The sequence below is a fragment of the Pseudogracilibacillus sp. ICA-222130 genome (assembly GCF_037892545.1).
Classification (GTDB): domain Bacteria; phylum Bacillota; class Bacilli; order Bacillales; family Amphibacillaceae; genus Pseudogracilibacillus.
In genome coordinates, this window is record NZ_JBBKBG010000022.1 from 1 (window position 1) to 23,837 (window position 23,837).

Annotated in this window: 29 protein-coding genes; all 29 read left to right on the top strand. The window is 34.3% G+C overall.

Annotated features, from left to right (window positions below):
- The first annotated feature begins 164 nt into the window (after positions 1-164).
- The 29 genes from WKT09_RS09400 to panD all read left to right on the top strand — a co-directional run bounded on the left by WKT09_RS09400 (position 165) and on the right by panD (position 23,815).
- Positions 165-947, top strand: coding sequence for a heptaprenyl diphosphate synthase component 1 (locus WKT09_RS09400; protein WP_340415779.1), 783 nt, complete (start codon positions 165-167; stop codon positions 945-947).
- A 5-nt stretch (positions 948-952) separates the two neighbouring features.
- Positions 953-1,660 carry a demethylmenaquinone methyltransferase gene (locus WKT09_RS09405; protein ID WP_340415780.1) on the top strand — a complete coding sequence of 236 codons (708 nt, stop codon included), beginning with the start codon at positions 953-955 and terminating at the stop codon, positions 1,658-1,660.
- 41 nt (positions 1,661-1,701) lie between these two features.
- Positions 1,702-2,679, top strand: coding sequence for a heptaprenyl diphosphate synthase component II (hepT, locus tag WKT09_RS09410; protein ID WP_340415781.1), 978 nt, complete (start codon positions 1,702-1,704; stop codon positions 2,677-2,679).
- Between the two features lie 105 nt (positions 2,680-2,784).
- Entirely contained in the window at positions 2,785-3,231 is a 447-nt protein-coding gene (ndk, locus tag WKT09_RS09415) for a nucleoside-diphosphate kinase (protein WP_340415782.1), read from the top strand.
- Between the two features lie 66 nt (positions 3,232-3,297).
- Positions 3,298-4,083: a CheR family methyltransferase gene (locus WKT09_RS09420; protein ID WP_340415783.1), complete on the top strand. Its 786-nt coding sequence runs from the start codon at positions 3,298-3,300 to the stop codon at positions 4,081-4,083.
- Between the two features lie 59 nt (positions 4,084-4,142).
- A complete protein-coding gene (gene aroC, locus WKT09_RS09425; RefSeq protein WP_340415784.1) occupies positions 4,143-5,309 on the top strand; it encodes a chorismate synthase in 1,167 nt (388 codons plus the stop codon).
- Positions 5,310-5,311: 2 nt separating this feature from the next.
- Positions 5,312-6,385, top strand: coding sequence for a 3-dehydroquinate synthase (gene aroB, locus WKT09_RS09430; RefSeq protein ID WP_340415785.1), 1,074 nt, complete (start codon positions 5,312-5,314; stop codon positions 6,383-6,385).
- Entirely contained in the window at positions 6,382-6,753 is a 372-nt protein-coding gene (gene aroH, locus WKT09_RS09435) for a chorismate mutase (RefSeq protein WP_340415786.1), read from the top strand. Before aroB ends, aroH begins: the two co-directional genes overlap by 4 nt.
- Positions 6,753-7,847 carry a histidinol-phosphate transaminase gene (gene hisC, locus WKT09_RS09440; protein ID WP_340415787.1) on the top strand — a complete coding sequence of 365 codons (1,095 nt, stop codon included), beginning with the start codon at positions 6,753-6,755 and terminating at the stop codon, positions 7,845-7,847. Before aroH ends, hisC begins: the two co-directional genes overlap by 1 nt.
- A gap of 12 nt (positions 7,848-7,859) precedes the next feature.
- Positions 7,860-8,957, top strand: a complete 1,098-nt coding sequence (locus WKT09_RS09445) for a prephenate dehydrogenase (protein ID WP_340415788.1) — start codon at positions 7,860-7,862, stop codon at positions 8,955-8,957.
- A gap of 18 nt (positions 8,958-8,975) precedes the next feature.
- Positions 8,976-10,268, top strand: coding sequence for a 3-phosphoshikimate 1-carboxyvinyltransferase (gene aroA, locus WKT09_RS09450; RefSeq protein ID WP_340415789.1), 1,293 nt, complete (start codon positions 8,976-8,978; stop codon positions 10,266-10,268).
- A gap of 155 nt (positions 10,269-10,423) precedes the next feature.
- Positions 10,424-11,686 carry a tetratricopeptide repeat protein gene (locus WKT09_RS09455; protein WP_340415790.1) on the top strand — a complete coding sequence of 421 codons (1,263 nt, stop codon included), beginning with the start codon at positions 10,424-10,426 and terminating at the stop codon, positions 11,684-11,686.
- A gap of 51 nt (positions 11,687-11,737) precedes the next feature.
- Complete coding sequence (locus WKT09_RS09460) at positions 11,738-12,262, top strand: YpiB family protein (RefSeq protein ID WP_340415791.1); 525 nt, start codon at positions 11,738-11,740, stop codon at positions 12,260-12,262.
- A 15-nt stretch (positions 12,263-12,277) separates the two neighbouring features.
- The gene (locus WKT09_RS09465; RefSeq protein ID WP_340415792.1) at positions 12,278-12,742 is read left to right on the top strand and encodes a DUF2487 family protein; all 465 of its coding nucleotides are present in this window, start codon (positions 12,278-12,280) and stop codon (positions 12,740-12,742) included.
- A 142-nt stretch (positions 12,743-12,884) separates the two neighbouring features.
- The gene (locus WKT09_RS09470) at positions 12,885-13,391 is read left to right on the top strand and encodes a QcrA and Rieske domain-containing protein (protein ID WP_340415793.1); all 507 of its coding nucleotides are present in this window, start codon (positions 12,885-12,887) and stop codon (positions 13,389-13,391) included.
- Positions 13,392-13,411: 20 nt separating this feature from the next.
- The gene (gene qcrB, locus WKT09_RS09475) at positions 13,412-14,086 is read left to right on the top strand and encodes a menaquinol-cytochrome c reductase cytochrome b subunit (protein ID WP_340415794.1); all 675 of its coding nucleotides are present in this window, start codon (positions 13,412-13,414) and stop codon (positions 14,084-14,086) included.
- A gap of 15 nt (positions 14,087-14,101) precedes the next feature.
- Positions 14,102-14,878 (top strand): menaquinol-cytochrome c reductase cytochrome b/c subunit, encoded by a 777-nt coding sequence (locus WKT09_RS09480; protein ID WP_340415795.1) that lies wholly within the window; start codon positions 14,102-14,104, stop codon positions 14,876-14,878.
- A 271-nt stretch (positions 14,879-15,149) separates the two neighbouring features.
- On the top strand, positions 15,150-15,740 hold the full coding sequence (locus tag WKT09_RS09485; RefSeq protein ID WP_340415796.1) for a DUF1405 domain-containing protein: 591 nt from the start codon (positions 15,150-15,152) through the stop codon (positions 15,738-15,740).
- Positions 15,741-15,869: 129 nt separating this feature from the next.
- Positions 15,870-15,989, top strand: a complete 120-nt coding sequence (locus tag WKT09_RS09490; protein ID WP_340415797.1) for a sporulation protein YpjB — start codon at positions 15,870-15,872, stop codon at positions 15,987-15,989.
- 60 nt (positions 15,990-16,049) lie between these two features.
- Complete coding sequence (locus WKT09_RS09495; RefSeq protein WP_340415798.1) at positions 16,050-16,730, top strand: zinc metallopeptidase; 681 nt, start codon at positions 16,050-16,052, stop codon at positions 16,728-16,730.
- A gap of 135 nt (positions 16,731-16,865) precedes the next feature.
- Positions 16,866-17,207: a nucleotide pyrophosphohydrolase gene (locus tag WKT09_RS09500; RefSeq protein WP_340415799.1), complete on the top strand. Its 342-nt coding sequence runs from the start codon at positions 16,866-16,868 to the stop codon at positions 17,205-17,207.
- A 9-nt stretch (positions 17,208-17,216) separates the two neighbouring features.
- Positions 17,217-18,023 (top strand): 4-hydroxy-tetrahydrodipicolinate reductase, encoded by an 807-nt coding sequence (gene dapB, locus WKT09_RS09505; RefSeq protein WP_340415830.1) that lies wholly within the window; start codon positions 17,217-17,219, stop codon positions 18,021-18,023.
- 21 nt (positions 18,024-18,044) lie between these two features.
- Positions 18,045-18,464 carry a methylglyoxal synthase gene (gene mgsA / locus WKT09_RS09510; RefSeq protein WP_340415800.1) on the top strand — a complete coding sequence of 140 codons (420 nt, stop codon included), beginning with the start codon at positions 18,045-18,047 and terminating at the stop codon, positions 18,462-18,464.
- Positions 18,461-19,588: an N-acetyl-alpha-D-glucosaminyl L-malate synthase BshA gene (gene bshA / locus WKT09_RS09515; protein WP_340415801.1), complete on the top strand. Its 1,128-nt coding sequence runs from the start codon at positions 18,461-18,463 to the stop codon at positions 19,586-19,588. Before mgsA ends, bshA begins: the two co-directional genes overlap by 4 nt.
- 4 nt (positions 19,589-19,592) lie before the next feature.
- Positions 19,593-20,759: a CCA tRNA nucleotidyltransferase gene (locus WKT09_RS09520; RefSeq protein ID WP_340415802.1), complete on the top strand. Its 1,167-nt coding sequence runs from the start codon at positions 19,593-19,595 to the stop codon at positions 20,757-20,759.
- Positions 20,735-21,709 (top strand): biotin--[acetyl-CoA-carboxylase] ligase, encoded by a 975-nt coding sequence (locus tag WKT09_RS09525; protein WP_340415803.1) that lies wholly within the window; start codon positions 20,735-20,737, stop codon positions 21,707-21,709. The genes WKT09_RS09520 and WKT09_RS09525 overlap by 25 nt, the downstream gene beginning before the upstream one ends.
- 12 nt (positions 21,710-21,721) lie before the next feature.
- Entirely contained in the window at positions 21,722-22,546 is an 825-nt protein-coding gene (gene panB / locus WKT09_RS09530) for a 3-methyl-2-oxobutanoate hydroxymethyltransferase (protein WP_340415804.1), read from the top strand.
- A 4-nt stretch (positions 22,547-22,550) separates the two neighbouring features.
- Positions 22,551-23,447: a pantoate--beta-alanine ligase gene (panC, locus tag WKT09_RS09535; RefSeq protein ID WP_340415805.1), complete on the top strand. Its 897-nt coding sequence runs from the start codon at positions 22,551-22,553 to the stop codon at positions 23,445-23,447.
- Entirely contained in the window at positions 23,432-23,815 is a 384-nt protein-coding gene (gene panD, locus WKT09_RS09540) for an aspartate 1-decarboxylase (RefSeq protein ID WP_336265589.1), read from the top strand. The genes panC and panD overlap by 16 nt, the downstream gene beginning before the upstream one ends.
- Positions 23,816-23,837 lie beyond the last annotated feature (22 nt).

Here is a 23,837-nt window from a genome sequence, read left to right on the forward strand (position 1 = left end):
TTTAGTTCCACACAAAAATCGTACTCTGTTTCTTTATTGACTCGTTTACTTTTATTTAATATACAATGTTGTTATAATATGAGAAGTAGTTTTAGTAAAATATCATTTTTTATATGTTATTTTATTGTGCTATACTATGAGTAATGAGGAATAGAAGGGCATAGGTGGTTTACGTGCGCACTTTAAGTTCGAAAGTTAATGAAATTGAAACAATGATATATAATAAAACAGAGCATCCATACGTGGAGAGATTTATTCAAAAGCCCTTTATCGATTCAGATAAATTATTTGTGTTACATCACTTATATGAAAAATCTTCTGTAAAGGACGATCTAAAACAACCATATATAGTATCCATTATGCTTGTTCAAATGGCATTAGATACACATGAAACCATTCCATCAGAATTTTCAACTCCTATGCAAGAAACGACAAAACAAATTACTGTTTTAGCAGGAGACTTTTATAGTGGGCTATACTATTACTTATTAGCAGACTTGGAAGATATCTCAATGATTCGAACGTTAGCACATGCGATCGAGCAAATTAACGAAGCAAAAATGAAGTTATATAAAAATGATTGTGTCTCATTTGATTCATTCGTACAAACGATTGAAAAAATAGAGACTTTCTTATTGGAAGCAGTCGTCCATGAAATAGGAATGGATACGGAGATGTTTTCGATTATTAAGCAATTTTTAACATTGCGTCGTCTAATGACAGAAAATGAAAAATGGATGAATGGACAAGTCTCTTATATTGAACAGTTTGCACGACAATATTTGTCTCATCTGCAAATGGAGCAATACGTTAAAGAAGAAATGAACCACTTTAAAGAAAAATTCATCGAACAATTGAAACATTCAGTTGTAGACATAGAGTTGCGGAATTATATGTGTGAAAAATTAAACGTTACGATAGATACAACGGCTGTGGAAGAAGGGTAATAGAGATGACTGGACAAACAAAAGAAGAACGAGTACATGGTGTGTTTGAAAAGATTTCAGAGCAATATGATACGATGAATTCGATTATTTCTTTCAAACGTCATATCGCTTGGAGAAAAAACGTCATGAAAAAAATGGACGTAGAAAAAGGTGCAAAAGCATTGGATATATGCACTGGAACAGGAGATTGGGCATTAGCACTTGCTGAAGCAGTAGGCCCTAGTGGAGAAGTGATAGGACTTGACTTCAGTGAAAATATGTTAAAAGTTGCACAAGAGAAAAAGAAAAATGCTCATGTAGAACATGTAACATTTATTCAAGGAAATGCAATGGAACTTCCGTTTGACGATAATTCCTTTGACTATGTTACGATAGGGTTTGGCTTACGAAATGTACCAGATTACAACCAAGTCATTCAAGAAATGTATCGTGTGGTGAAGCCTGGTGGGAAGGTTGTTTGTCTAGAAACATCACAACCGACTTTAATAGGCTATCGACAATTATATTTATTATATTTTCGTTTTATTATGCCACTGTTCGGTAAAATATTTGCGAAAAGTTATGATGAGTATTCATGGCTCCAAGAATCAGCAAGAGATTTTCCAGATAAACAAACATTGAAAGAAATGTTTCACCGAGTAGGATTTCCAGAAGTGTATGTGAAAGGGTATTCGGGTGGTGTCGCTGCAATGCATATGGCGATTAAACGATGAAAAGCTACGAATTGATTTTTATAATAAAAAGGTGAAATGTAATGAAACTTGCAAATATTTATGGCTTTTTAAGAAAAGACCTACAAGAAATCGAAAATGAATTAGCGAATACAATTGATGCAGAGCATCCTCTATTGAAAGAAGCTTCTATTCAACTGTTGCGTGCGGGCGGGAAAAGAATCCGTCCAGTTTTTGTTTTATTAGCAGGCCATTTCGGTCAATTTAAAGAACATGAAATACATATTAAAAAAGTAGCAGTCGCCTTAGAATTAATTCATATGGCAACACTTGTACATGATGATGTTGTAGATGATGCAGACTTACGACGTGGAAAACCAACTGTAAAGCAATTGTATGGAGACAGAGCAGCAATGTATACAGGTGACTATATGCTTGCAAAGTCATTAACATTAATTACAGAAGTGGAAAATCCATCTTTACATAAAACATTATCCAAAACATTAGTGAAAGTTGTAGAAGGCGAAATCGCTCAAATAGAAGATAAATATAATGTGGAACAAGATTTACGTAATTATTTACGACGAATTAAACGAAAAACAGCTTTACTTATTGCAACGAGTTGTAAATTAGGTGCAATTGCAAGTGGAGCTACAAAAAAGGAAGCTAATTTATTGTATCGGTATGGATACAATGTAGGGATGTCCTTCCAAATTATTGATGACATATTAGATTTTACTGCTTCGGAAAAAGAACTTGGAAAACCAACGGGAAGTGATCTCATTCAAGGGAACGTTACTTTGCCAATTTTATATGCAATGGAAAATGAACGTTTTTATTCCCGATTATCTTCTTTATTTGATGAACCGAATAAAGTAAATGAATCCAATATTAATGTTATTTTAGAAGAGTTAAAAGAGACCGATGCGATTGATCGTTCCTATCATTTAAGTAATTTATATTTACAAAAAGCTCTACACTGTTTAGACAGTTTACCAATGAACAAAGCTCGAAAAACATTAGAAACAATTGCTAAGCTTATTGGAAAGAGAAGATTTTAACGTTTATCTTTAATTGTATTTAATGTCATAATTTGATAAAATTTTATCGAATTATGTTATTTACACATAGGAGAAATTAATTTTACGAAAAGAGGAGAAATTATAATGGAAAAATCTTTTATCATGGTTAAACCTGACGGGGTACAAAGAGGATTAGTGGGAGAGATTGTAAACCGTTTTGAACAAAAAGGATTTAAATTAGTAAGTGCAAAATTAATGCAAGTTTCGACAGAATTAGCTGAAGAGCATTATGGTGAGCATAAAGAGCGACCTTTCTTTGGTGAATTAGTAGACTTTATTACTTCTGGACCAGTTTTTGCGATGGTTTGGGAAGGGGAAGAAGTTATTAAAACTTCACGTAACATGATTGGAGCAACGAATCCACAAGAAGCTACTCCAGGTTCGATTCGTGGAGATTATGGACTAACAGTTGGAAAAAATATTATTCACGGTTCTGACTCACCTGAAAGTGCAGAGCGTGAAATCAATCTATGGTTTAACGAAAACGAAATTACATCGTATACAAAGCAAGACCAAGATTGGATCTATTAATAAACTAAGTGGCCTCTGTAATTTACGGAGGCTTTCTACTATTTATTTTTGAAAGAGGACATAGAAGTGGCAGATTATGACCAGTTTATAGCGAAGGTACATGATAAAACAGGGATCGATTTACAGTTGTATAAGGAACAACAAATGCGGAGAAGATTAACCTCATTAAGAAATAAACGTGGATATGCAACATTCGCCCAATATTTTGATGCAATGGTCAAAGACGCAACATTAATGAAAGAATTTTTGGATCGAATGACCATTAATGTGACAGAGTTTTATCGTAATCCCAAACGTTGGAATGTGTTACAAGAGAAAATCATTCCGAAATTAACAGATGGAAAGCATCAAATTAAAATATGGAGTGCTGCTTGTTCAACGGGGGAAGAACCGTACAGTTTAGCAATCATGTTAAAAGAATATTTTCCACAATTACGTGTAACGATATTGGCAACAGATTTAGATGATGAAGCATTAAGACGCGCAAAAGAGGCGAAATATGCTGCGATAGCGTTAAAAGATTTACCAAATGAATTAAAAAAGAAATATTTTACATATAAAAATAATGTGTATGAACTAAATCGTGACATAAGGTCCATGGTTACATTTAAAAAACATAATTTATTGCATGATATGTATCCGGCAAATAATGATTTAATCGTCTGTCGAAATGTCGTGATATACTTTACAGATGAAGCGAAAGCACAAGTGTATAAAAGTTTTAGTGAAGCGCTCGTTTCTAATGGCGTGCTTTTCGTTGGGAGTACAGAACAGATTTTTCAACCGAGTACATATGGTTTTAAAATATTAGATACATTTTTTTATGAAAAACAATCTTCGTATACAACATAGGGGTTCATCATCTATACGTTCAAAATTTTAAAAATTCAATCTATTTAGAGGTGATAGAAGTGAGATATTTAACAGCTGGGGAATCACACGGGAAACAATTAACAACAATCATAGAAGGGATACCGGCACGTATGCCTTTATTGAAAAGTGATATTAATGCTTCGTTATTACGCCGTCAAAAAGGACATGGTCGTGGTCGACGTATGCAAATTGAAAAAGATTTAGTAGAAATTACGAGTGGTGTACGTCATGGATATACATTAGGCTCGCCAATCTCATTAACTGTAACTAATGATGATTATAAAGCCTGGGTAAGTATTATGGGAGAAGATCCTATCGATGAAGATGAAAAAGTCCGTCGTGTCGTCACACGTCCAAGACCAGGACATGCAGATTTAAATGGTGCATTAAAATATGGTCACCGTGATATGCGTAATGTGTTAGAACGTTCATCTGCCCGTGAAACGACTATGCGTGTTGCAGCAGGCGCGGTTGCTAAAACATTGCTTCGTCATTTAGGCATTGAAGTTGTCGGTTATGTAAAGGAAATTGCAGGAATTAAAGCTAAAGAAGTGGAAGGACTTGATGCAAAAGAACGTTTTGAGATTTCAGATGCATCACCAGTTCGTGTATTAGATAAAAATGTTGAACAAGAAATGATGGACTGTATTGACCAAGCAAAAGTTGATGGGGATTCCATTGGTGGTATTTGTGAAGTATATATTGAAGGAATGCCAGCTGGTGTTGGATCATATGTACATTATGACCGAAAATTAGATGCAAAATTAGCTAGTGCGGTAATGAGTATTAATGCTTTTAAAGGAGCCGAAATCGGAATTGGGTTCGAAGCTGCACGTAAAAACGGAAGTGAAGTACATGATGAGATCCTATGGGATGAAACACGCGGGTATTACAGACGAACGAATAATTTAGGTGGATTTGAAGGTGGCATGACAAATGGAATGCCTATTGTGGTAAAAGGTGTGATGAAACCCATTCCTACACTTTATAAGCCATTACAAAGTGTTGATATTGATACGAAAGAGCCATTTAATGCAAGTATCGAGCGTTCTGATTCATGTGCTGTTCCAGCAGCTTCCGTTGTGATGGAACATGTTGTCGCTTTTGAACTAGCTAAAGCAATTACAGAACAATTCCCAAGTGATAAATTTGATACATTAAAGAGAGCAATTGATGAATACCGCGAAGAAATAAGAGGGTTTTAATGATGAAAGAACTACATGTTCAAACGAGTACACATCCATATATGATTCATATAGGTGAACAAATTCGTTTCCACTTGAAAGATTATCTTGTGGAAACTTATTCATCTATTTTTATCATTACAGATGATACGATTGCCCCATTATATTTACAAGATGTGATATCAAACTTACAACATGAATCTGTCCATTTTGATATCATTCCTAGTGGAGAGGCATCTAAAAATATAGAAACGTATTATCGTCTACAAACAAAATTAATGGAAGCTCAATTAGATCGCAAATCATTGATCATCGCATTAGGTGGTGGTGTTATCGGCGATTTGGCGGGATTTGTTGCAGCAACATTTATGCGTGGTATTGACTATGTTCAAGTACCGACAACCATTTTATCTCATGACAGTAGTGTCGGTGGGAAAGTTGCGATTAATCATGAATTAGGAAAAAATATGATTGGTTGTTTTTATCCGCCAAAAGCTGTTATATACGATATAACGACATTACATACATTGCCAGCTCATGAAGTGCGTTCGGGCTATGCTGAGTTAATCAAAGAGGCATATATATATGATGAGGCTTTTGTACAAGAACTATTTACGTGTAATTTACAGAATATTAATAACTTGCCGTTAATTGATCATTTATATAGAGGCATAGCAATAAAAGCAAATATTGTTGAACAAGATGAAAAAGAATCAAATATTCGTATGTTTTTAAATTTTGGACATACGTTAGCTCATGCCATTGAAGCTTCACTAGGTTATGGCAAAATTACACATGGAGAAGCCGTGGCGATTGGTATGTTATTTGCACTTTATATAAGTGAGAAAAAATATCAAACACCCTTACAATTACCATCATATTTTAATTGGTTAAAACGAAATGGCTATCGTATGACATTGCCAGCTATACCGTTTGATCAAATTATTCAATTAATGAAACTAGATAAAAAGGCACAGTTTGGAACGATTCAAATGGTCTTATTGGAAAGAATAGGAAAGCCATTGATTGTTCCGATGACAGAAAATGAAATAGCAAACTATCTTCGTTCATTTAAAGAGGAGTGGAATATATCATGACGAGAGGGTTTCGAGGTGCAACGACAGTTACTGAAAATAATGCAAATGAAATTTTGCATGAAACAGCAAAACTAGTAAAAGAAATGGTACGTGTCAATGGGATTCAACCAGATGATATATCCCATGTATTTTTTTCTGTGACAGATGATTTAAATGCTAGTTTTCCAGCAAAAGCAGCTAGGGAACTAGATGGATGGACACATGTGCCGGTTATGTGTATGCGTGAAATTGACGTACCTAATAGTTTACCAAAATGTATTCGAGTCATGTTAGTAGCGACAACACCGTTAAAACAACATGAAGTGACACATATATTTTTAAATGATGCGATAAAATTACGACCAGATTTGATAGAAGGTGAACAATAATGACAGTTGGTAAATCGGTATTACAACATATGCAACCATATAAACAAGGAATGCAAATTGATGAGGTGAAACGTTTATATGGATTGAGTGATATTGTGAAATTAGCTTCAAATGAAAATCCGTTCGGCTTTTCTAGTAAAGTAAAAGAAGCATTCGAAACATATTCATTTGAAATGGAAATGTATCCTGATGGATATGCTTATGATTTACGTAAAAAACTAGCTGGAAAATTACAGATACAAGATGATCAACTTGTTTTTGGTAGTGGTTCAGACGAGCTTATCGCCATTATTTGTCGCACATTTTTACATGAAGGAACAAATACAGTGATGGCGTCACCCACTTTTTCACAATATCGACATAGTGCCATCATTGAGGGGGCGGAAGTGAGAGAAGTATCGACTGTAAACGGTCGTCATCAACTTGATGACATGTTGCAACAAATCGATGAAAATACAAAAGTTGTATGGTTATGTACACCTGATAATCCATCAGGAGAGTTGATAGAAGAAAAGGACTTCCTTTCATTTATACAAAAGTGCCCATCAGAAACAGTTGTCGTTTTAGATGAAGCATATTATGAGTTTGTAGATCAAGATAAACGTTATAATTTATTAAAAAATCTTGCATCATTTCCAAACTTAATCGTTTTAAGAACTTTTTCGAAAGCATATGGATTAGCGAATTTGCGACTCGGTTATGCTATTGCGAATGAGCACATCGCTAATTTATTAAATGTGGTACGTAGTCCGTTTAATACAACGTCCTTATCCCAATATTTAGCGGCAGTTGCGTTAGATGATAGCGACTTTGTTCAAAAAACGAAAAAGTTAAATGACGAAATAAAAGCATCGTTTCAAGCGTTTTTAGATGATATTGGCTGGACCTATAATGAGTCACATACGAACTTTTTATTAGTACATACGCCCATAAATGGAAATGAAATGACGCAATATTTATTAGAGAATGGATATATTGTACGTTCTGGTGAACTTTTAGGTTATCCAAACACGGTACGAATAACGATTGGTACAAAAGAACAAATGGATGGCTTACAAAATGTCATACGTAAATTTCAAACACAGCAAAAGTAATGAGGTATACAGATGAAAAAAATTTTAGTAGCAGGTTTAGGATTGATTGGTGGGTCAATTGCAAAAGCGTTGAATGGAGTAGAAGGTCGTTACGTAATCGGATATGACGTAAATGAAGCATCGTTAAAATATGCAGAAGAAACAGGGATGATTGCGGAATCAGAGACAGATTTTGAAACCGCATGTAAAAAGGCAGAAATCATCATTCTTGCGGCACCTATTTCAGCAACGATTCAATTAATGGAGAAAATTGCACATATATCTTTCGATCATCCCGTAATTGTCACAGACGTTAGCTCTGTAAAAGGTTCTATTTTACAAACATCCGATAGATTAGTAAATGACCAGGTAACTTTCATTGGTGGACATCCAATGGCAGGGTCACATAAAACTGGTGTGGAGGCGGCGAAAGAACATTTATTTGAAAATGCAATTTATGTATTAACACCACCAACTGACTGCGCAAAACAAAAAGTAGATACGTTAAAAGAAGTATTAGCTCCAACAAAATGTAACTTTATGATATTAGAGCCAAATGAACATGATGAAATGACGAGTGTTATTTCTCACTTTCCTCATTTAATTGCCTCTTCACTTGTGCATCAAGCGAGAAAATGGGAGCAAGTACATGAATATTTACCTGAACTTGCAGCAGGTGGATTTCGTGATATTACGAGAATAGCATCAAGTAATCCGAAAATGTGGCAAGATATTTTTCAACATAATGGGCAAAAAATGTCTAAACTATTACAAGATTGGATTAATGAAATGGTTACATTGAAAGAATTTCTTGATAAAAATAGTGCTGATGAGATGATTCAATATTTAGAACAGGCAAAACAATATCGAGATGGACTTGGGGAGAAAAAGACGCGTGGTGCATTACCGTCGTTTTACGATATGTATGTAGATGTTAAAGATGAGCCTGGATCTATCGCAAAGGTAGTACAGTTATTAGCGGATGCTTCAATTAGTTTAAAAAATATCCGCATATTAGAAATTCGAGATAATGTGAATGGTGCATTACGTTTAAGCGTGACAACGGAAAAAGATCGCCAACGTGCGATTACATTACTAAAGGAAAATGATTATGAAGTTACAGTGGAATAGTAGAAAGGGGCACTATATATGGGGAACATACAATTAAAACGTGCAACAACTCCGTTACAGGGAGAAGTATATATTCCAGGAGATAAATCGATTTCCCATCGTGCGATCATGTTTGCTTCTTTGGCAGAAGGTAAAACAGAAATAACTAACTTTTTAGATGGAGAAGATTGTTTACACACGATAGAGATTTTCAAAAAGTTTGGTGTGCAAATTGAACAGAGTGGAACAAAGGTAATTGTACAAAGTAAAGGTGTGAAAAACTTTGAAGAGCCAAAAGAACCACTTTATTTTGGTAACTCTGGAACGACGGCTAGATTGCTATTAGGGTTATTTAGTGGGATTCCATACTTTACGACCATGCATGGTGATCGTTATTTGACGGTTCGTCCCATGGACCGTGTCGTTCATCCATTAATAAAAATGGGGGCAAAAATAGATGGTCGTCAAAATGGGAAATATTTGCCAATTTCCGTTCGTGGAAAGCAATTGCAAGGGATGACTTATGAAGTTCCAGTGAAAAGTGCACAAGTAAAGTCTGCCATATTATTAGCAGGATTATTTGCAAAAGGCAATACGAACGTAATTGAATTAGCAAAAACAAGAGACCATACAGAAAACATGTTACGAGCATTCGGAGCAAACATAAAAATAGAGGGATTATCGGTAACTGTAGAGCCGGTAGATACGTTAACACCTGTAAATGTTACTGTACCGGGAGACATTTCATCCGCAGCATTTTTAATGGTTGCAGGAGCCATTGTGCCAAACAGTAGTATTACTTTAAAAAATGTAGGGTTAAATGAAACGAGAACAGGTATAATCGATGTCATGCAAAAAATGAATGCCAAGATGACGATTACGAATAAAAGAGAAATTAGTGGGGAATGGTTAGGAGACATCACTGTGTCATATGGACCGTTAAAGTCGATAACGATAGACGGTTCATATATGGCAAGATTAATTGATGAGATACCTATCATTGCCTTATTAGCAACACAAGCAGAAGGAATGACAGTTATAAAAGATGCAGAGGAATTACGTGTAAAAGAAACAGACCGAATTAAAGCCGTTGTGGACGTATTATCTACATTAGGAGCAAATATAGAGGAAACAGAAGATGGAATGATTATTCATGGTAAAACGGCGTTAAAGGGTGGTAATATTTCAAGTTATTATGATCATCGAATTGCGATGATGGGAGCAATAGCAGCTTTAATCGCTAACGATGAAGTATGGATAGATGATACGGACTCGATAAATATTTCTTACCCATCGTTTTTTGAGCATTTACGTATATTGTGTAAACAATAGTGTTTAGAAGGTTAGGCAGTTTCAAATGGAATGTAAAATACATTTTCTTTGCTATAATTATGAGAGAATAGTTATGATACAAAGGAAACTTTTACAAAACAATGAAACGATGTCTAACCTTTTTCGTTAGGCAAGATTTTTTAGGAGGAAATATGTTGGAAAAATTGGAGGAAATTGTTCAACTTTTTGAAATTGGCCAAGTAGAGGATGCGCTACAGTTATTAAAAGATTTTATGAAACATGCTACAGATGAACAGATGTTTACAATCAGTGAAATATATAGTCAATTCGGTTTTTTCGAAGAAGCTATCAACGTATTGGAATTATTATTGAAAAAATATCCAAACGAAGGACAAATTTTAGCTGGGCTTGCCCATATGTATATTGAATTAGAGGAAGACGATAAGGCGATTCAATTAATTAATGACATAGATCAAGAAGACCCTTTTTATGGACAATCATTGTTATATTTAGCAGATTTATACCAAGCACAAGGCTTATTTGAAGTAGCGGAACAAAAATTATTTGAAGCAAAAGCAATATATCCAGATGAGTTTATCATTGATTTTGCATTAGGAGAATTATTATTCTCTATCGGTCAAACATCGCGTGCATTGCCATTTTATGAAAAAGTATTAAAAGAAACGGATCAAGTAAATGAAGTATTGATTGAAGAACGAATAGCGGAATCCTATGCATTGATTGGAAAATACGAAGATGCATTAGCGTATTATAGTCACATTAACTCGAAAAATCCTAATACATTATTCAAATATGGAATGACAGCTTTTCAACAAAAACAATTTCGTTTAGCAATCCGTGTTTGGGAAGAATTATTAGAGCGTGATCCGTATTATCATTCAGTATATCGTGAATTAGCAACAGCTTGGAAAGAAGAAGGAATGGTACAAGAAGCATATGATACGGTTAAAAAAGGGTTAATGTACGATACTTTCGATAAAACGTTATATTTATTAGCAGGCCAATTAGCAGTACAATTAAATAATAATAAACAGGCAATGGAATATTTAGAAGAAGCAATCAAATTAGACCCCGATTATAAGGAGGCTATTATTGCATTAATCTCTTTATATAAGCAAGAAGGACAATTTGATCAAATCATTGCATTTATGACAGCTAATGAGTTAGATGTAAGTGATGAACCTGTTTACCATTGGGAATTAGCTAGAGCGTATAATGAGCTTGAAATGTATGATAAAGCTGTTCAATATTATGAGATGGCAAATGAATTTTTACAACATGATGTGGAATTTTTAAAAGAATTTGGCTATTTTATGATGGAAGAAGGGCAAATAGACATTGCTTTGGATGCATTGGAAAAGTATATTCATCAAGAACCATCTGATGAAGAAGTGTTAGCCCATATTGAACGGCTAAAATTTTCATCTTTTGATTAAAATATGATACGATGAATTTGTAAAATGAACTTGAAAGGATTGTTCTAACAGATGAATTATCCGGTAACGATTCAGTTAAAAAAACAATTTTTATTATGGTTTCAAGAAATGTATACGATAGATCATTACGAATATGATTGGTTTTTTGAAGAATTAATAGAAGATGAACAAGCATTATTTCATTTATATTTTGTAGACGATATTGAATATTGTCCTAAAGGTGTTATAGTCGATGTTGTAGATAGAGATCAAATGACTTTTCGTTTTTTTAAGGATCATGTAACAACAACAGATGTGTATACCGCATATCATGAATTGCAGTTGTATCGTCATGATTCATTTTATATGAAAGTTAATTTCTATGATGACCAACGTCCCACACTATATGATAAAGTCATTGAAAATGAACTGAGTTATGATTGCAACATAAAAGAAACTTCCGATGTCTTATTGCAATATTTATTAAAAGAAGGAAAAAATAAGTTTATTAAAGATGAGATAGACATTGCTTTAGAACAACGTAATGTAGAACGTTTTAAACAATTAACAAATTGGCTACAAATGAAAAACAATTAGGAAAGAAGGAGAACGATGAAGTGGTTTAGTGAAGATATGCCCAAATATGTTCAAGCAAAAGAATATATTGATACAGCGATTGTACCACTACAACAGTTTCATTTAACAGACGAAGTAAACTTGGAAAAAGATGCATTCCAGCGTGAGGTTTTATCGATATATGCGAATGAAATTGAAAAGGAATTAAGTGGTCGTATTTTATTAACTCCAACTTATCATTACTTAAAAGAAGAAAATATGAACATGGAAAATGAAGTAGAAAGGTTAAATGAGTGGATTACACATTTACAAACTCAACCATTTAAACATATTTTTGTTATGACATTTGATAATGGGTGGAAAAAGAACGAGCGAAACTTAGCTGGAGAATTGTTATGGCTTCCAGGAATTAAAAAAGGAAATATCCATTCGGAAGAGACAATTCATGTAATTAAGAGTCAAGTGGAACAAATAAGTGAGTTAATTCGCTCATATTGGTAAAACAATATGAAATATGCGAAATAATTCGTGACAAATTGTATAATTTATTGACCAAGGGAATAGTTTGAGATATTATAGAAATGTCCTAGTAATAAATTTATATAATTTTGTCCGTGATTAAGCAATAAGAGGGGGGAAAACCATGAGCGACAAAAAACAACAAGTGTCTCGTAGACAATTCCTTAACTATTCTTTAACTGGATTAGGGGGATTTATGGCTGCAGGTATGCTTGTACCGATGTTACGATTTGCAGTAGATCCTGTATTACAAAAATCAGCTTCTGATGGTGGTTTAGCAAGTGTTATTTCAGTAGATGATATTACAGATACACCACAGCGTGTTGACTGGAACGTTGACCAAGTTGATGGATGGTATGAATCAGAAGTAAACCGTACGGCTTGGGTCTTCAAGGATGAAAATGGAGATATTCAAGCATTTTCCCCGGTATGTAAACATTTAGGATGTTTCGTTTCTTGGGAAGGTAGTGACAAATATCAGAATGAATTCTTCTGCCCTTGTCACGATGGACGCTACAATAAAGACGGTACTAATATTCCAGGTACACCGCCTTTATCACCATTAGACGTATATGAACAAGAAGTAAAAGATGGAATGTTGTATCTTGGTGAAGCAAAACCTAGAGAATAAGGAAGGAGGCATATTAAAAGATGTTCCAAAAACTTTATGATTGGATTGACGATCGAATTGATGTTACTCCTATTTGGCGCGATATTGCTGACCACGAAGTACCTGAGCACGTTAACCCGGCTTACCACTTTTCGGCATTTGTATATTGCTTTGGGGGATTAACATTTTTCGTCGTAGTTATCCAAGTACTTTCAGGAATGTTCTTAACCATGTATTATGTTCCTGATATTGAAAATGCATGGAAATCTGTTTACTATTTACAAAGTCAAGTAGCTCATGGACAAATAGTACGTGGAATGCACCACTGGGGAGCTAGTGTTACGATAGTTATGCTTTTATTACATACTATGCGTGTGTTCTTCCAAGGAGCATACAAGAAACCTCGTGAATTAAACTGGATGGTTGGGGTATTAATTTTCTTCGTTATGTTAGGACTTGGATTTACTGGTTATTTATTACCATGGGATAACAAAGCATACTTTGCGACTCAAGTAGGTCTTGAGATGGCAGAACAAGTTCCATTTATTGGAGTATATTTAAAAACATTATTATCTGGTCACCCAACAATTGTTGGTGCACAGACATTGACACGTTTCTTTGCGATTCACGTGTTCTTCTTACCAGCTGCATTATTTGGATTATTAGCAGTTCACTTTATTTTAATCCGTAGACAAGGTATTGCTGGACCACTATAAAAAGGAGGGGTAGCTATGAAAAGAGGTAAAGGAATGCGCTTTGTCGGTGATTCACGAATTAATGCCGATAAAACGTCCCAAGTACCTAAAGATTATTCGGAATATCCTGGTAGAACGGAAGCATTCTGGCCGAACTTCTTATTAAAAGAGTGGCTAGTTGGATCTGTCTTTTTAGTAGGATTTTTATGCGCAACGATTGCTTCACCTGCTCCTTTACAAGGGCTAGCTGATCCTTCAGATGCAGGATATATTCCATTACCAGACTGGTATTTCTTATTTTTATATCAATTATTAAAGTATCCATTTGCGAGTGGAGATTTCATTATTTTAGGTATGATTGTATTACCTGGTTTAGCATTCGGAGCACTATTCCTTGCACCATTCTTAGACAATGGTCCGGGAAGAAGACCACCACAGCGTCCAATCGCTGTAGGAATGATGTTATTAGCGTTAATTTCTGCAATTTGGTTAACATATGAAGCTGCAGGTCCTGTTGACTTCAAACAGATCGCGGAAGATAACCCACCGGTATTACAAGCTGATATCGAAATTGATACAGAACATCCTGGATATGAAGCATACGAAAGTAGCTGTTTATCATGTCACGGTGATTCATTAGATGGTGGAGCAGCAGGTCCATCTCTAATCGGTATCGAACACACAGAGGAAGAAATTGCTGATATTGCTGTTAACGGTACTGGAGACATGCCTCCGGGAATGTTTGAAGGTTCGGATGAAGAATTAGCTGATTTAGCGAACTTCATTTTAACTGTAAACGAGGAAGCAGAATAATAGCAAAAACGAGACTAAGATATTATTAGTCCTTAACGATGAAAAACAGTCATGTGTATTAGAAATGATATACATGACTGTTTTTTTGTTTTAATCAATCGATGCTTACGTTTGTTTGTGCTCTTCTATCACGTACAGTATCAGACATATTATATTCATTTTCTTCTGTAGATTGTTATTCTTCTTTCAATGATATGTTTTCTTGGTTGTATACGAGTCAAGTTATGATACACTAAAAGATATTCCTGAAAAGAAGGGAGGATATCCACGTATGAATTGGAAATTCATATTGACGTATAAACCATTTTTAATCTTGTTATTTTTAATTAATTTACTTGGTACCATTTATGGATATTATTGGTACAAATATCAATTGGAAATTACTCCACCTATTTTTATCCCATTCGTACCAGATAGTCCAACAGCAAGTTTGTTTTTTACCATATTTTTGCTTTTTTTTATGTTTGGTAAGCACGTTCCTTATATAGAAGCATTAGCCATCACTTCTTTATTAAAATATGGTATTTGGGCTGTTGTCATGAATATTCTTACATTGATCATAACTGGAAGCTTAAACTGGCAAGGGTATATGTTAATAGCATCACATGGAGCAATGGCTATTCAAGGAGTTTTATATGCACCATTTTATAAGATACAATTAAAACATTTAGCTGTTGCAGCCGTTGTTTTATTACATAATGAAATAATTGATTATGTATATGGTATGATGCCAATTTACCCCGTTATAAATGAATACATGAAAGAAATAGGTTACTTTACATTTTGGTTATCCATTTTTACCATTGTTTGTACATATCATATAACGATTAAAAAGAATCCAAACAATTCAATACATAAATAAAAAAATGGATACATACAATGTCGTATAACATTTTTGAAGGTGGTGGTCTCTATACATTTTTATGTATCAATTATTCTCATTGGGATCATAATAAATGTATATATTTACACCCCGTTATATGAAGGGCAATTGTATCCATTTATGATCATTTTTATTATTATTTCTACTGTGATTATTTCTGTATTAACATATGTAAGTTGGAGAAAATATAAAGCGATGAAACAACAGGAAAAAGAACGTCATCGTTGACTTTTATCATTGATTTGACTATTATTGACGATAAGAGATGAAATAGTTGGAGGGTGAATCATGTCATTAGGAGCGTATATTCTATACTTTATCTTATTAATGATTATTCCATTGTGGGCCCAATTGAAGGTAAAAACAACATACAGTAAATATTCAAAGGTTGCAACATCTTCTTCCTTAACGGGTGCACAAGTAGCACGTAAAATATTAGATGAAAATGGGCTGTTTGATGTTCATATTGAAGAAGTAAAAGGAACGTTAACAGATCATTATGATCCGAGATCAAAGGTCGTTCGATTATCAACAGGAAATTACCATGGTCATTCTATGGCAGCTTCAGCAGTTGCGGCACATGAGGTTGGTCATGCGATTCAAGATGCTGAATCATATGCCTTTTTAAATTTCAGAACGGCTTTAGTACCGTTAGCTAGCTTTGGTTCGAATAGTGCATTCATCATTATTTTTGCTGGAATTATATTAAATTCCATGAATTTAGTATTATTAGGTATTATTTTTATGTCATTTGCCGTTTTATTTCAACTAGTAACGTTACCAGTTGAATTTAATGCATCAAGTAGAGCGATGGATCAGCTTGTGATGACAGGTATTATTACGAACAGTGAAGAAAGAGAAACAAAAAAAGTATTAAATGCAGCTGCTTTAACATATGTAGCAGCAGCACTTGTGGCAGTTGCCGAATTACTTCGTTTTATTTTGATGTTTTTAGCAAATAGAGATTAAAAAGATGGTAGTATGTAACGAGAAAGATTGTTATATACTACTTTTTTTATGTTAGAAATCAGTTAAAACAGTTGTCAAAAGAAGTTGTTTTCGTTAACATTATGATTAATTAATGAAAATAATGGAGCGATAACAATGAAAGATAATCCAGTTTATACAACAAAAGAAATTGAAAAAGCAGTAGATGATTATATTTCACAATTTAAAGAAGGATATTTTTCTCCACTCGCTTTAATGGCAAGGCTTTCCGAAGAAACTGGAGAGCTTGCAAGAGAAATAAATCATTATTACGGAGAAAAGCCGAAAAAGGCAACCGAAGAAGTGAAAACGGTGGAAGAAGAAATCGGTGATATATTGTTTGTTTTAGCGTGTATAACGAATTCACTCGATTTAAATTTATCAGATGCGTTCCATACATCTATTACTAAAATAACGACGAGAGATAAAGATCGTTGGACAAAAAAGGAAGAGAATTAGGGGGATATAATAGTGGCAATTAAAATAATATTAGCTGGTCCTAGAGGGAAAATGGGAAAAGAAGCGGTAAAAATGATTGAAAATGAACCTAAATTTGAATTAGTTAGTTGTATTGACCGAAAAAACAATGGAAAGAAATTATCGGAAGTATTGTCAAGTACAGCATTACAAGTACCAATTTTTGAGGACCCAGAATCATGTTTTTCGTCTGTTAAAGCAGATGTATTTATAGATTTAACGATCCCAAATGTTGGATATATTAATACGAAAGCAGCTTTAGAGCGTGGGATTCATGCAGTAGTAGGAACATCAGGTTTTACAGATGAACAATTAAGTGAATTAACTAAGACTGCAGAAGCAAAAGGTGTCGGGTGTATCATTGCACCTAATTTCGCATTAGGGGCTGTTTTAATGATGGTCTTTAGCAAAATGGCCGCAAAATATTTTCCTGATGTAGAAGTGATTGAAAAACATCATGATCAAAAAATTGATGCTCCATCTGGTACAGCAGTGAAAACAGTAGAAATGATTAAGGAAGTACGTCAAGCAAAGCAACAAGGGCATCCAGATGAATATGAAAGTATTGAAGGAGCAAGGGGAGCAAATATTGATGGTATTCATGTTCATAGTATGCGTCTTCCTGGCTTAGTAGCACATCAGGAAGTTGTATTTGGAAGTAAGAGTCAATTATTATCAATTAAACATGATTCATTCCATCGGGAATCATTTATGGATGGATTACATTTAGCAGTAGAAGAAGTGAGTAAATATAAAACACTTGTGTATGGTTTAGAGAACATTTTAGATTTACAATAAACAAGAAAGATTGGTGAAATAATGAACATTGCACTAATTGCACATGATAAAAAGAAAGATGATATGGTTAAATTTTCGATTGCTTATAAGCAAATTTTAGAAAAGCATACACTATTTGCAACAGGTACAACAGGTTCTTTAATTGAAAAAGAAACAGATTTACCGATTAAGAAATTCCAATCAGGACCGATAGGTGGAGACCAACAAATTGGTGCCTTAGTTGCAACGAATGATATGGATATTATTTTCTTTTTTCGGGATCCATTGACAGCACAACCTCATGAACCAGATGTTAGTGCATTAATGCGATTATGTGATGTTCATTTAATTCCTTTAGCGACAAATATTGCAGCTGCAGAAGTATTGATCCATGGATTAGAACGTGGAGATTTTCAGTGGCGAACGTATATGAAAAATCGAGAAGAGGGTTCTATTTCATGAGAAAAATCGGTATTACTTGCTATCCAACCGTTGGCGGGTCTGGAATTATAGCGACAGAACTTGGTAAAATGTTGGCGGAACGGGGATTTGAGATACATTTTATAACATCTAGCTTACCATTTCGTTTAGATTGTATTCATCCGAATATTTATTATCACGAAGTTGAAATTAACCATTATCCAGTATTTCAACATCCACCATATGATTTAGCATTAGCGGCTAAAATGGCTGATGTCATTGACCGCGAAAAATTGGATATTTTGCATGTACATTATGCTATGCCACATGCAATTAGTGCAATCTTAGCCAAAGACATCGCAAATCACGAGGTAAAAATTGTGACTACATTGCATGGAACAGATATAACGGTATTAGGCATTGATAAAACATTTAAACGAATGATTAAATATGGTATTGAGCAATCTGATGTTGTGACAGCTGTGTCAGATTCACTTGTCAATGACACGGTACAACAATTATTAGTCGAAAAAGAAATTCATGTTATTTATAATTTTGTCAACGAAGAACAATATTACAAAAAAGATCGCCAGTTTGTAAAAAAAGATTACGAGATAGAAGAAGATGAGAATGTAGTGATTCACATATCGAACTTCCGTAAAGTAAAACGAATTCAAGATGTCATTCAAACATTTTCATTTATTCAACAAGAAGTAAAAAGTAAATTATTGCTTGTTGGAGATGGACCGGAAATGCAAACAGCGATAGATTGTGTGAAAAAATACGATATGGAAGATAAAGTTTTGTTTTTAGGAAAACAAAAAAACATTAGTGATTTACTATCGATTTCTGACTTAAAATTATTAATGTCTGAGAAAGAGAGTTTTGGCTTAGTATTATTAGAAGCAATGGCTTGTGAAGTACCAACGATTGGTACAGATGTTGGTGGAATACCTGAAGTAATCATACATGATGAAACAGGATTTATTGTCCCGTTAGGTGATACAGAAAAAGCAGCTACATATGCCATTGAATTGTTAAATGATAAGGAAAAATTAGAACGATTTAGACATAATGCATTAGAGCGAGTCCATCAGATGTTTAGATCGGAAAAAATTCTAAATGAGTATATTACATTATATGACCAATTATTAGCAAATAGGTGAATCTATGTTACCAAAGTCATTTGAACCTGTATATGAAATTTTAGAACAAATTGAAAAAAATGGGGAAGTTGCTTATATCGTTGGAGGAGCAGTTCGTAACTATTTATTATCAAAAAGTATAAATGATATCGATATTACGACATCTGCAACTCCAACCCAAATTGCAACATTTTTCCCTAATGTTGTTGATATTGCTAGTGAACATGGAACCGTTTTAGTCATCCATCACAAAATTCCTTATGAAATTACTACTTTCCGTGGAACGAAAAATACATTAGAAGATGACCTCATGTATCGTGATTTTACAATGAATGCGATTGCAATGAATAAGAATGGAGACATAATAGATGTTTATGGAGGTACCACCCATTTAAATGAAAAACGTATTGTAGCGGTTCAACATGCAACCGATAGAATTAAGGAAGACCCTCTGCGAATTATTCGAGCTGTACGATTCGTTAGCGAACTTCAATTCTCCATAGATGATACATTAGCTAACGTCATGAAACATGAAGCATTTCGTTTAGAACAAGTTGCAACAGAACGGATATTACAAGAATGGACGAAGCTCATAAAAGGTCACTCTATTCAACTTGCATGGAAATGTATCGAAGCAACACAAATCGCTTTATATTTACCACTTTTTAAAGAGAAACCAACGCTTATGAATGAGTTAGCTACTATGACGGAACCATTTAATGGATTAGCAGAATTTGTCGCTTATATGTGCATACGGAATGATACATTTGACCTTCAACAGTGGATAAAAAAATGGAAAATGTCTAATGAAGTTAAAAATGATGCAAATAAGTTACTTCTTTATTATAATCATTATCAATTACATGGAATCGATGATATGCTAATATACGATGTGGAAGAACCTTTAATTACGCCATTTATACAACTATTACAAAAAGTAACAGAAAATTTATCAGCAAATATGCTTCGTCAAAAATGGATGGAAAAAAGAGATGCTTTGCCGATTAAGAGTCGTTCTACACTTGTTGTCACTGGACATGATATAATGGAATTATTCCCAGAAAAACGGACAGGTAAGTGGATAGGTGACTTACTTCGAGAAGTGGAAGTTGCTGTAGTAAGAGGTCATTTACCAAATGAAAAAATAATTTTAAAGGAGTGGATTCAATGTCATCCACCCGTAAACGATTAATAGAGTTATTAATGCATCATGAAGATACATATATTTCTGGACAAGTTTTGTCAGAAAAATTATCTATCTCTCGTAATGCGGTTTGGAAACATATGAATGAATTAAAAAAAGATGGATATACAATTGAAGCGAAAGCGAAATTAGGCTATAAAATTATAAGCTATCCGAATAAAGTAAGCGAAAACACCATTTCATGGGGGTTAAACACGAATTGGCTTGGTAACCGTATCGTCCATAGAGAAAAAGTTACTTCGACACAAAGGATTGCACATGAACTTGCTTTAGATGGTGCACAACACGGTACGATCGTGATTGCAGATGAACAAACAGAAGGAAAAGGTCGGATTGGCAAACAATGGGATTCAAAAAGTGGAAAAGGGATTTGGATGAGTATGATTTTACGTCCTAATATACCACCTTATTTAGCCCCACAATTGACTTTATTAACTGCAACGGTTGTAGCCGAAGTAATCGACAAAGAAACTTCCGTTACACCTCAAATTAAATGGCCAAATGACGTCTTAGTGGACGGTAAAAAAATTGCAGGCATTTTAACTGAAATGCAGGCTGAACAAGATAAAATATCATATGTAATTGTTGGAATTGGCTTAAATGTTAATCAGAAAAAAGATGAAATACCTGTTAATACAAATTATGAAGCAAGTTCCTTATTCGTAGAAACAAAACAGGAATTGAACATGGTCTCCCTTTTGCAAAAAATATTACAAACATTTGAAGATAAATATGATCGTTTCCTTGATCGTGGTTTTGAAGAAGTGAAACAGCAATGGGAAAGTTATGGTTTTCGTATACATGAACGTTTACAAGTAACGATTGCTAAAGAAACATGGGATGGTATTTTTCTAGGTATTGCAGAAGACGGTGCATTATTAATGGATCGAGCTGGAGAAATAAAACGAATTTATTCAGGAGAAATTGCTTGGTTTTAAGGAGGAAAACAATTGTTAACGACATTAAAATGGAAGCAAATGAAAGAGAATGATGAAAAAATTACGATGCTTACTGCTTATGATTATCCATCGGCTAAACAAGCAGAACAAGCAGGTGTTGATACAATTTTAGTTGGAGATTCTTTAGGGATGGTTGTTTTAGGGTACCAATCAACAACAGAAGTGACGATTGATGATATGGTGCACCATGCAAAAGCAGTTAGACGAGGAGCACCAAATACGTTCGTTGTCGTCGATATGCCTTTTATGTCTTATCATGAATCATTAGAAAAAGCAGTTGAAAATGCTACGCGATTGTTTCAAACATCGAATGCACAAGCACTTAAAATTGAAGGTGCATCCAGTTTAACATTGCAACTTATCGAACGTTTAACCGAAGGCGGTATTCCTGTAGTCGGTCATTTAGGTTTAACACCACAAATGGTTAATGTATTAGGAGGATATCGTGTTCAAGCTAAAAATAACGAAGCAATTGATCAATTAATGCATGACGCAAAACAGTTAGAAGCACATGGAGCGTTTTCCATTGTATTTGAATGTATACCGAAAGAAATTGGTGCACTAGTGACAGAATCTTTACATATACCAACAATTGGTATAGGGGCTGGTGCTGCATGTGATGGACAAGTATTAGTGTACCATGATATTTTACAATATGGCGGAGATAGTTATCCTAAATTCGTCAAACATTATGGTGATTTTAATCAAATCGGGGTTCAAGCAATTCAACAATACGTACAAGAAGTAAAATCAGGTGTATTTCCTGAAGAAACACATACGTATACAGTTGGAAAAGATTTGGTCAAAGAAGGGTAACGGTATGAAAGTTATATATGATGTAAAAGCATTAAATGAGGAATTAAATGCATGTCGTGATAAATCAATTGGTTTTGTCCCAACGATGGGTTATTTACATGAAGGGCATTTATCACTCGTTACAGAAGCCAAAAATGAAAATGATTTAGTTGTCATGAGTATTTTTGTTAACCCATTGCAATTTGGACCGAACGAGGACTTAGACACATACCCACGAGACGAAGAAAGGGATTGTGCATTAGCAGAAGCCGCGGGCGTAGATATTCTATTTATGCCTTCTGTAGACGTAATGTATCCAAATCATATGTCCGTTCAAATGACCGTAACGAGTAGAACGGACGTATTATGTGGACAGAGTAGGCCAGGACATTTTGACGGTGTGGTAACCGTGTTAACGAAATTATTTCATTTAATTATGCCGACTCGAGCTTATTTTGGATTAAAAGATGCCCAACAATTTGCGGTCGTTTATTATCTCGTAAAGGATTTAAATTTTCCATTAACAGTAATCGGCTTACCAACAGTTCGTGAACATGATGGATTAGCAAAAAGTAGTCGTAATGTATATTTATCTGAATCGGAAAGAAAAGATGCATTAGCATTATATCGTTCCTTACAACATGCGAAGGATTTAGTACAAAATGGGTGGACAGATGTTGTTCGTTTAAAGGAAGAAGTATATCGTTATTTAGAACATAATTGTACTGGAACGATTGATTATGTTGATATACTAAGTTATCCGAACTTAATGATTATGGACAAGCTTCAAGAACAAGTAATTATCGCCGTAGCAGTTCAATTTGAGAAAGCGAGGCTAATCGATAATATTATTTTAACTAAAGATGGTCATGAAGTGAAAACTGTAAATGGGGAGATGAATGATTCATGTTTCGAACGATGATGAAATCTAAAATACACCGTGCACGTGTGACAGAAGCAAACTTAAATTATGTTGGTAGTATAACGATTGACCAAGATATTATGGATCAAGTGAATATTATTGCAAATGAACAAGTACAAATTGTAAATAATAATAATGGTGCACGTTTCGAAACGTACGTCATTCCTGGCGAAAGAGGTTCAGGTATTATTTGCTTAAATGGGGCTGCTGCAAGATTAGTCCAAAAAGATGATGTTGTAATCATTATTGCTTATGCGATGGTCCAAGAAGAAAATTTAAAAACATTTACACCGAAGATTGCTATCATGAATGAAAAGAATGAAATCGAACAATATATCGAGGAAGAACCATCATTAACGATTTTATAAGGAATATATGAAGGAAGTTGGA

Coding starts and splice junctions, on each gene's coding strand:
- WKT09_RS09525 (WP_340415803.1), top strand. CDS start 20,735: ATGTCATCCACCCGTAAACGATTAATAGAGTTATTAATGCATCATGAA.
- WKT09_RS09495 (WP_340415798.1), top strand. CDS start 16,050: ATGTCATTAGGAGCGTATATTCTATACTTTATCTTATTAATGATTATT.
- hepT (WP_340415781.1), top strand. CDS start 1,702: ATGAAACTTGCAAATATTTATGGCTTTTTAAGAAAAGACCTACAAGAA.
- panD (WP_336265589.1), top strand. CDS start 23,432: ATGTTTCGAACGATGATGAAATCTAAAATACACCGTGCACGTGTGACA.
- WKT09_RS09485 (WP_340415796.1), top strand. CDS start 15,150: ATGAATTGGAAATTCATATTGACGTATAAACCATTTTTAATCTTGTTA.
- ndk (WP_340415782.1), top strand. CDS start 2,785: ATGGAAAAATCTTTTATCATGGTTAAACCTGACGGGGTACAAAGAGGA.
- panC (WP_340415805.1), top strand. CDS start 22,551: ATGAAAGTTATATATGATGTAAAAGCATTAAATGAGGAATTAAATGCA.
- hisC (WP_340415787.1), top strand. CDS start 6,753: ATGACAGTTGGTAAATCGGTATTACAACATATGCAACCATATAAACAA.
- WKT09_RS09405 (WP_340415780.1), top strand. CDS start 953: ATGACTGGACAAACAAAAGAAGAACGAGTACATGGTGTGTTTGAAAAG.
- aroA (WP_340415789.1), top strand. CDS start 8,976: ATGGGGAACATACAATTAAAACGTGCAACAACTCCGTTACAGGGAGAA.
- bshA (WP_340415801.1), top strand. CDS start 18,461: ATGAGAAAAATCGGTATTACTTGCTATCCAACCGTTGGCGGGTCTGGA.
- WKT09_RS09520 (WP_340415802.1), top strand. CDS start 19,593: ATGTTACCAAAGTCATTTGAACCTGTATATGAAATTTTAGAACAAATT.
- WKT09_RS09470 (WP_340415793.1), top strand. CDS start 12,885: ATGAGCGACAAAAAACAACAAGTGTCTCGTAGACAATTCCTTAACTAT.
- aroB (WP_340415785.1), top strand. CDS start 5,312: ATGAAAGAACTACATGTTCAAACGAGTACACATCCATATATGATTCAT.
- aroH (WP_340415786.1), top strand. CDS start 6,382: ATGACGAGAGGGTTTCGAGGTGCAACGACAGTTACTGAAAATAATGCA.
- WKT09_RS09480 (WP_340415795.1), top strand. CDS start 14,102: ATGAAAAGAGGTAAAGGAATGCGCTTTGTCGGTGATTCACGAATTAAT.
- WKT09_RS09465 (WP_340415792.1), top strand. CDS start 12,278: ATGAAGTGGTTTAGTGAAGATATGCCCAAATATGTTCAAGCAAAAGAA.
- WKT09_RS09500 (WP_340415799.1), top strand. CDS start 16,866: ATGAAAGATAATCCAGTTTATACAACAAAAGAAATTGAAAAAGCAGTA.
- WKT09_RS09445 (WP_340415788.1), top strand. CDS start 7,860: ATGAAAAAAATTTTAGTAGCAGGTTTAGGATTGATTGGTGGGTCAATT.
- WKT09_RS09460 (WP_340415791.1), top strand. CDS start 11,738: ATGAATTATCCGGTAACGATTCAGTTAAAAAAACAATTTTTATTATGG.
- mgsA (WP_340415800.1), top strand. CDS start 18,045: ATGAACATTGCACTAATTGCACATGATAAAAAGAAAGATGATATGGTT.
- qcrB (WP_340415794.1), top strand. CDS start 13,412: ATGTTCCAAAAACTTTATGATTGGATTGACGATCGAATTGATGTTACT.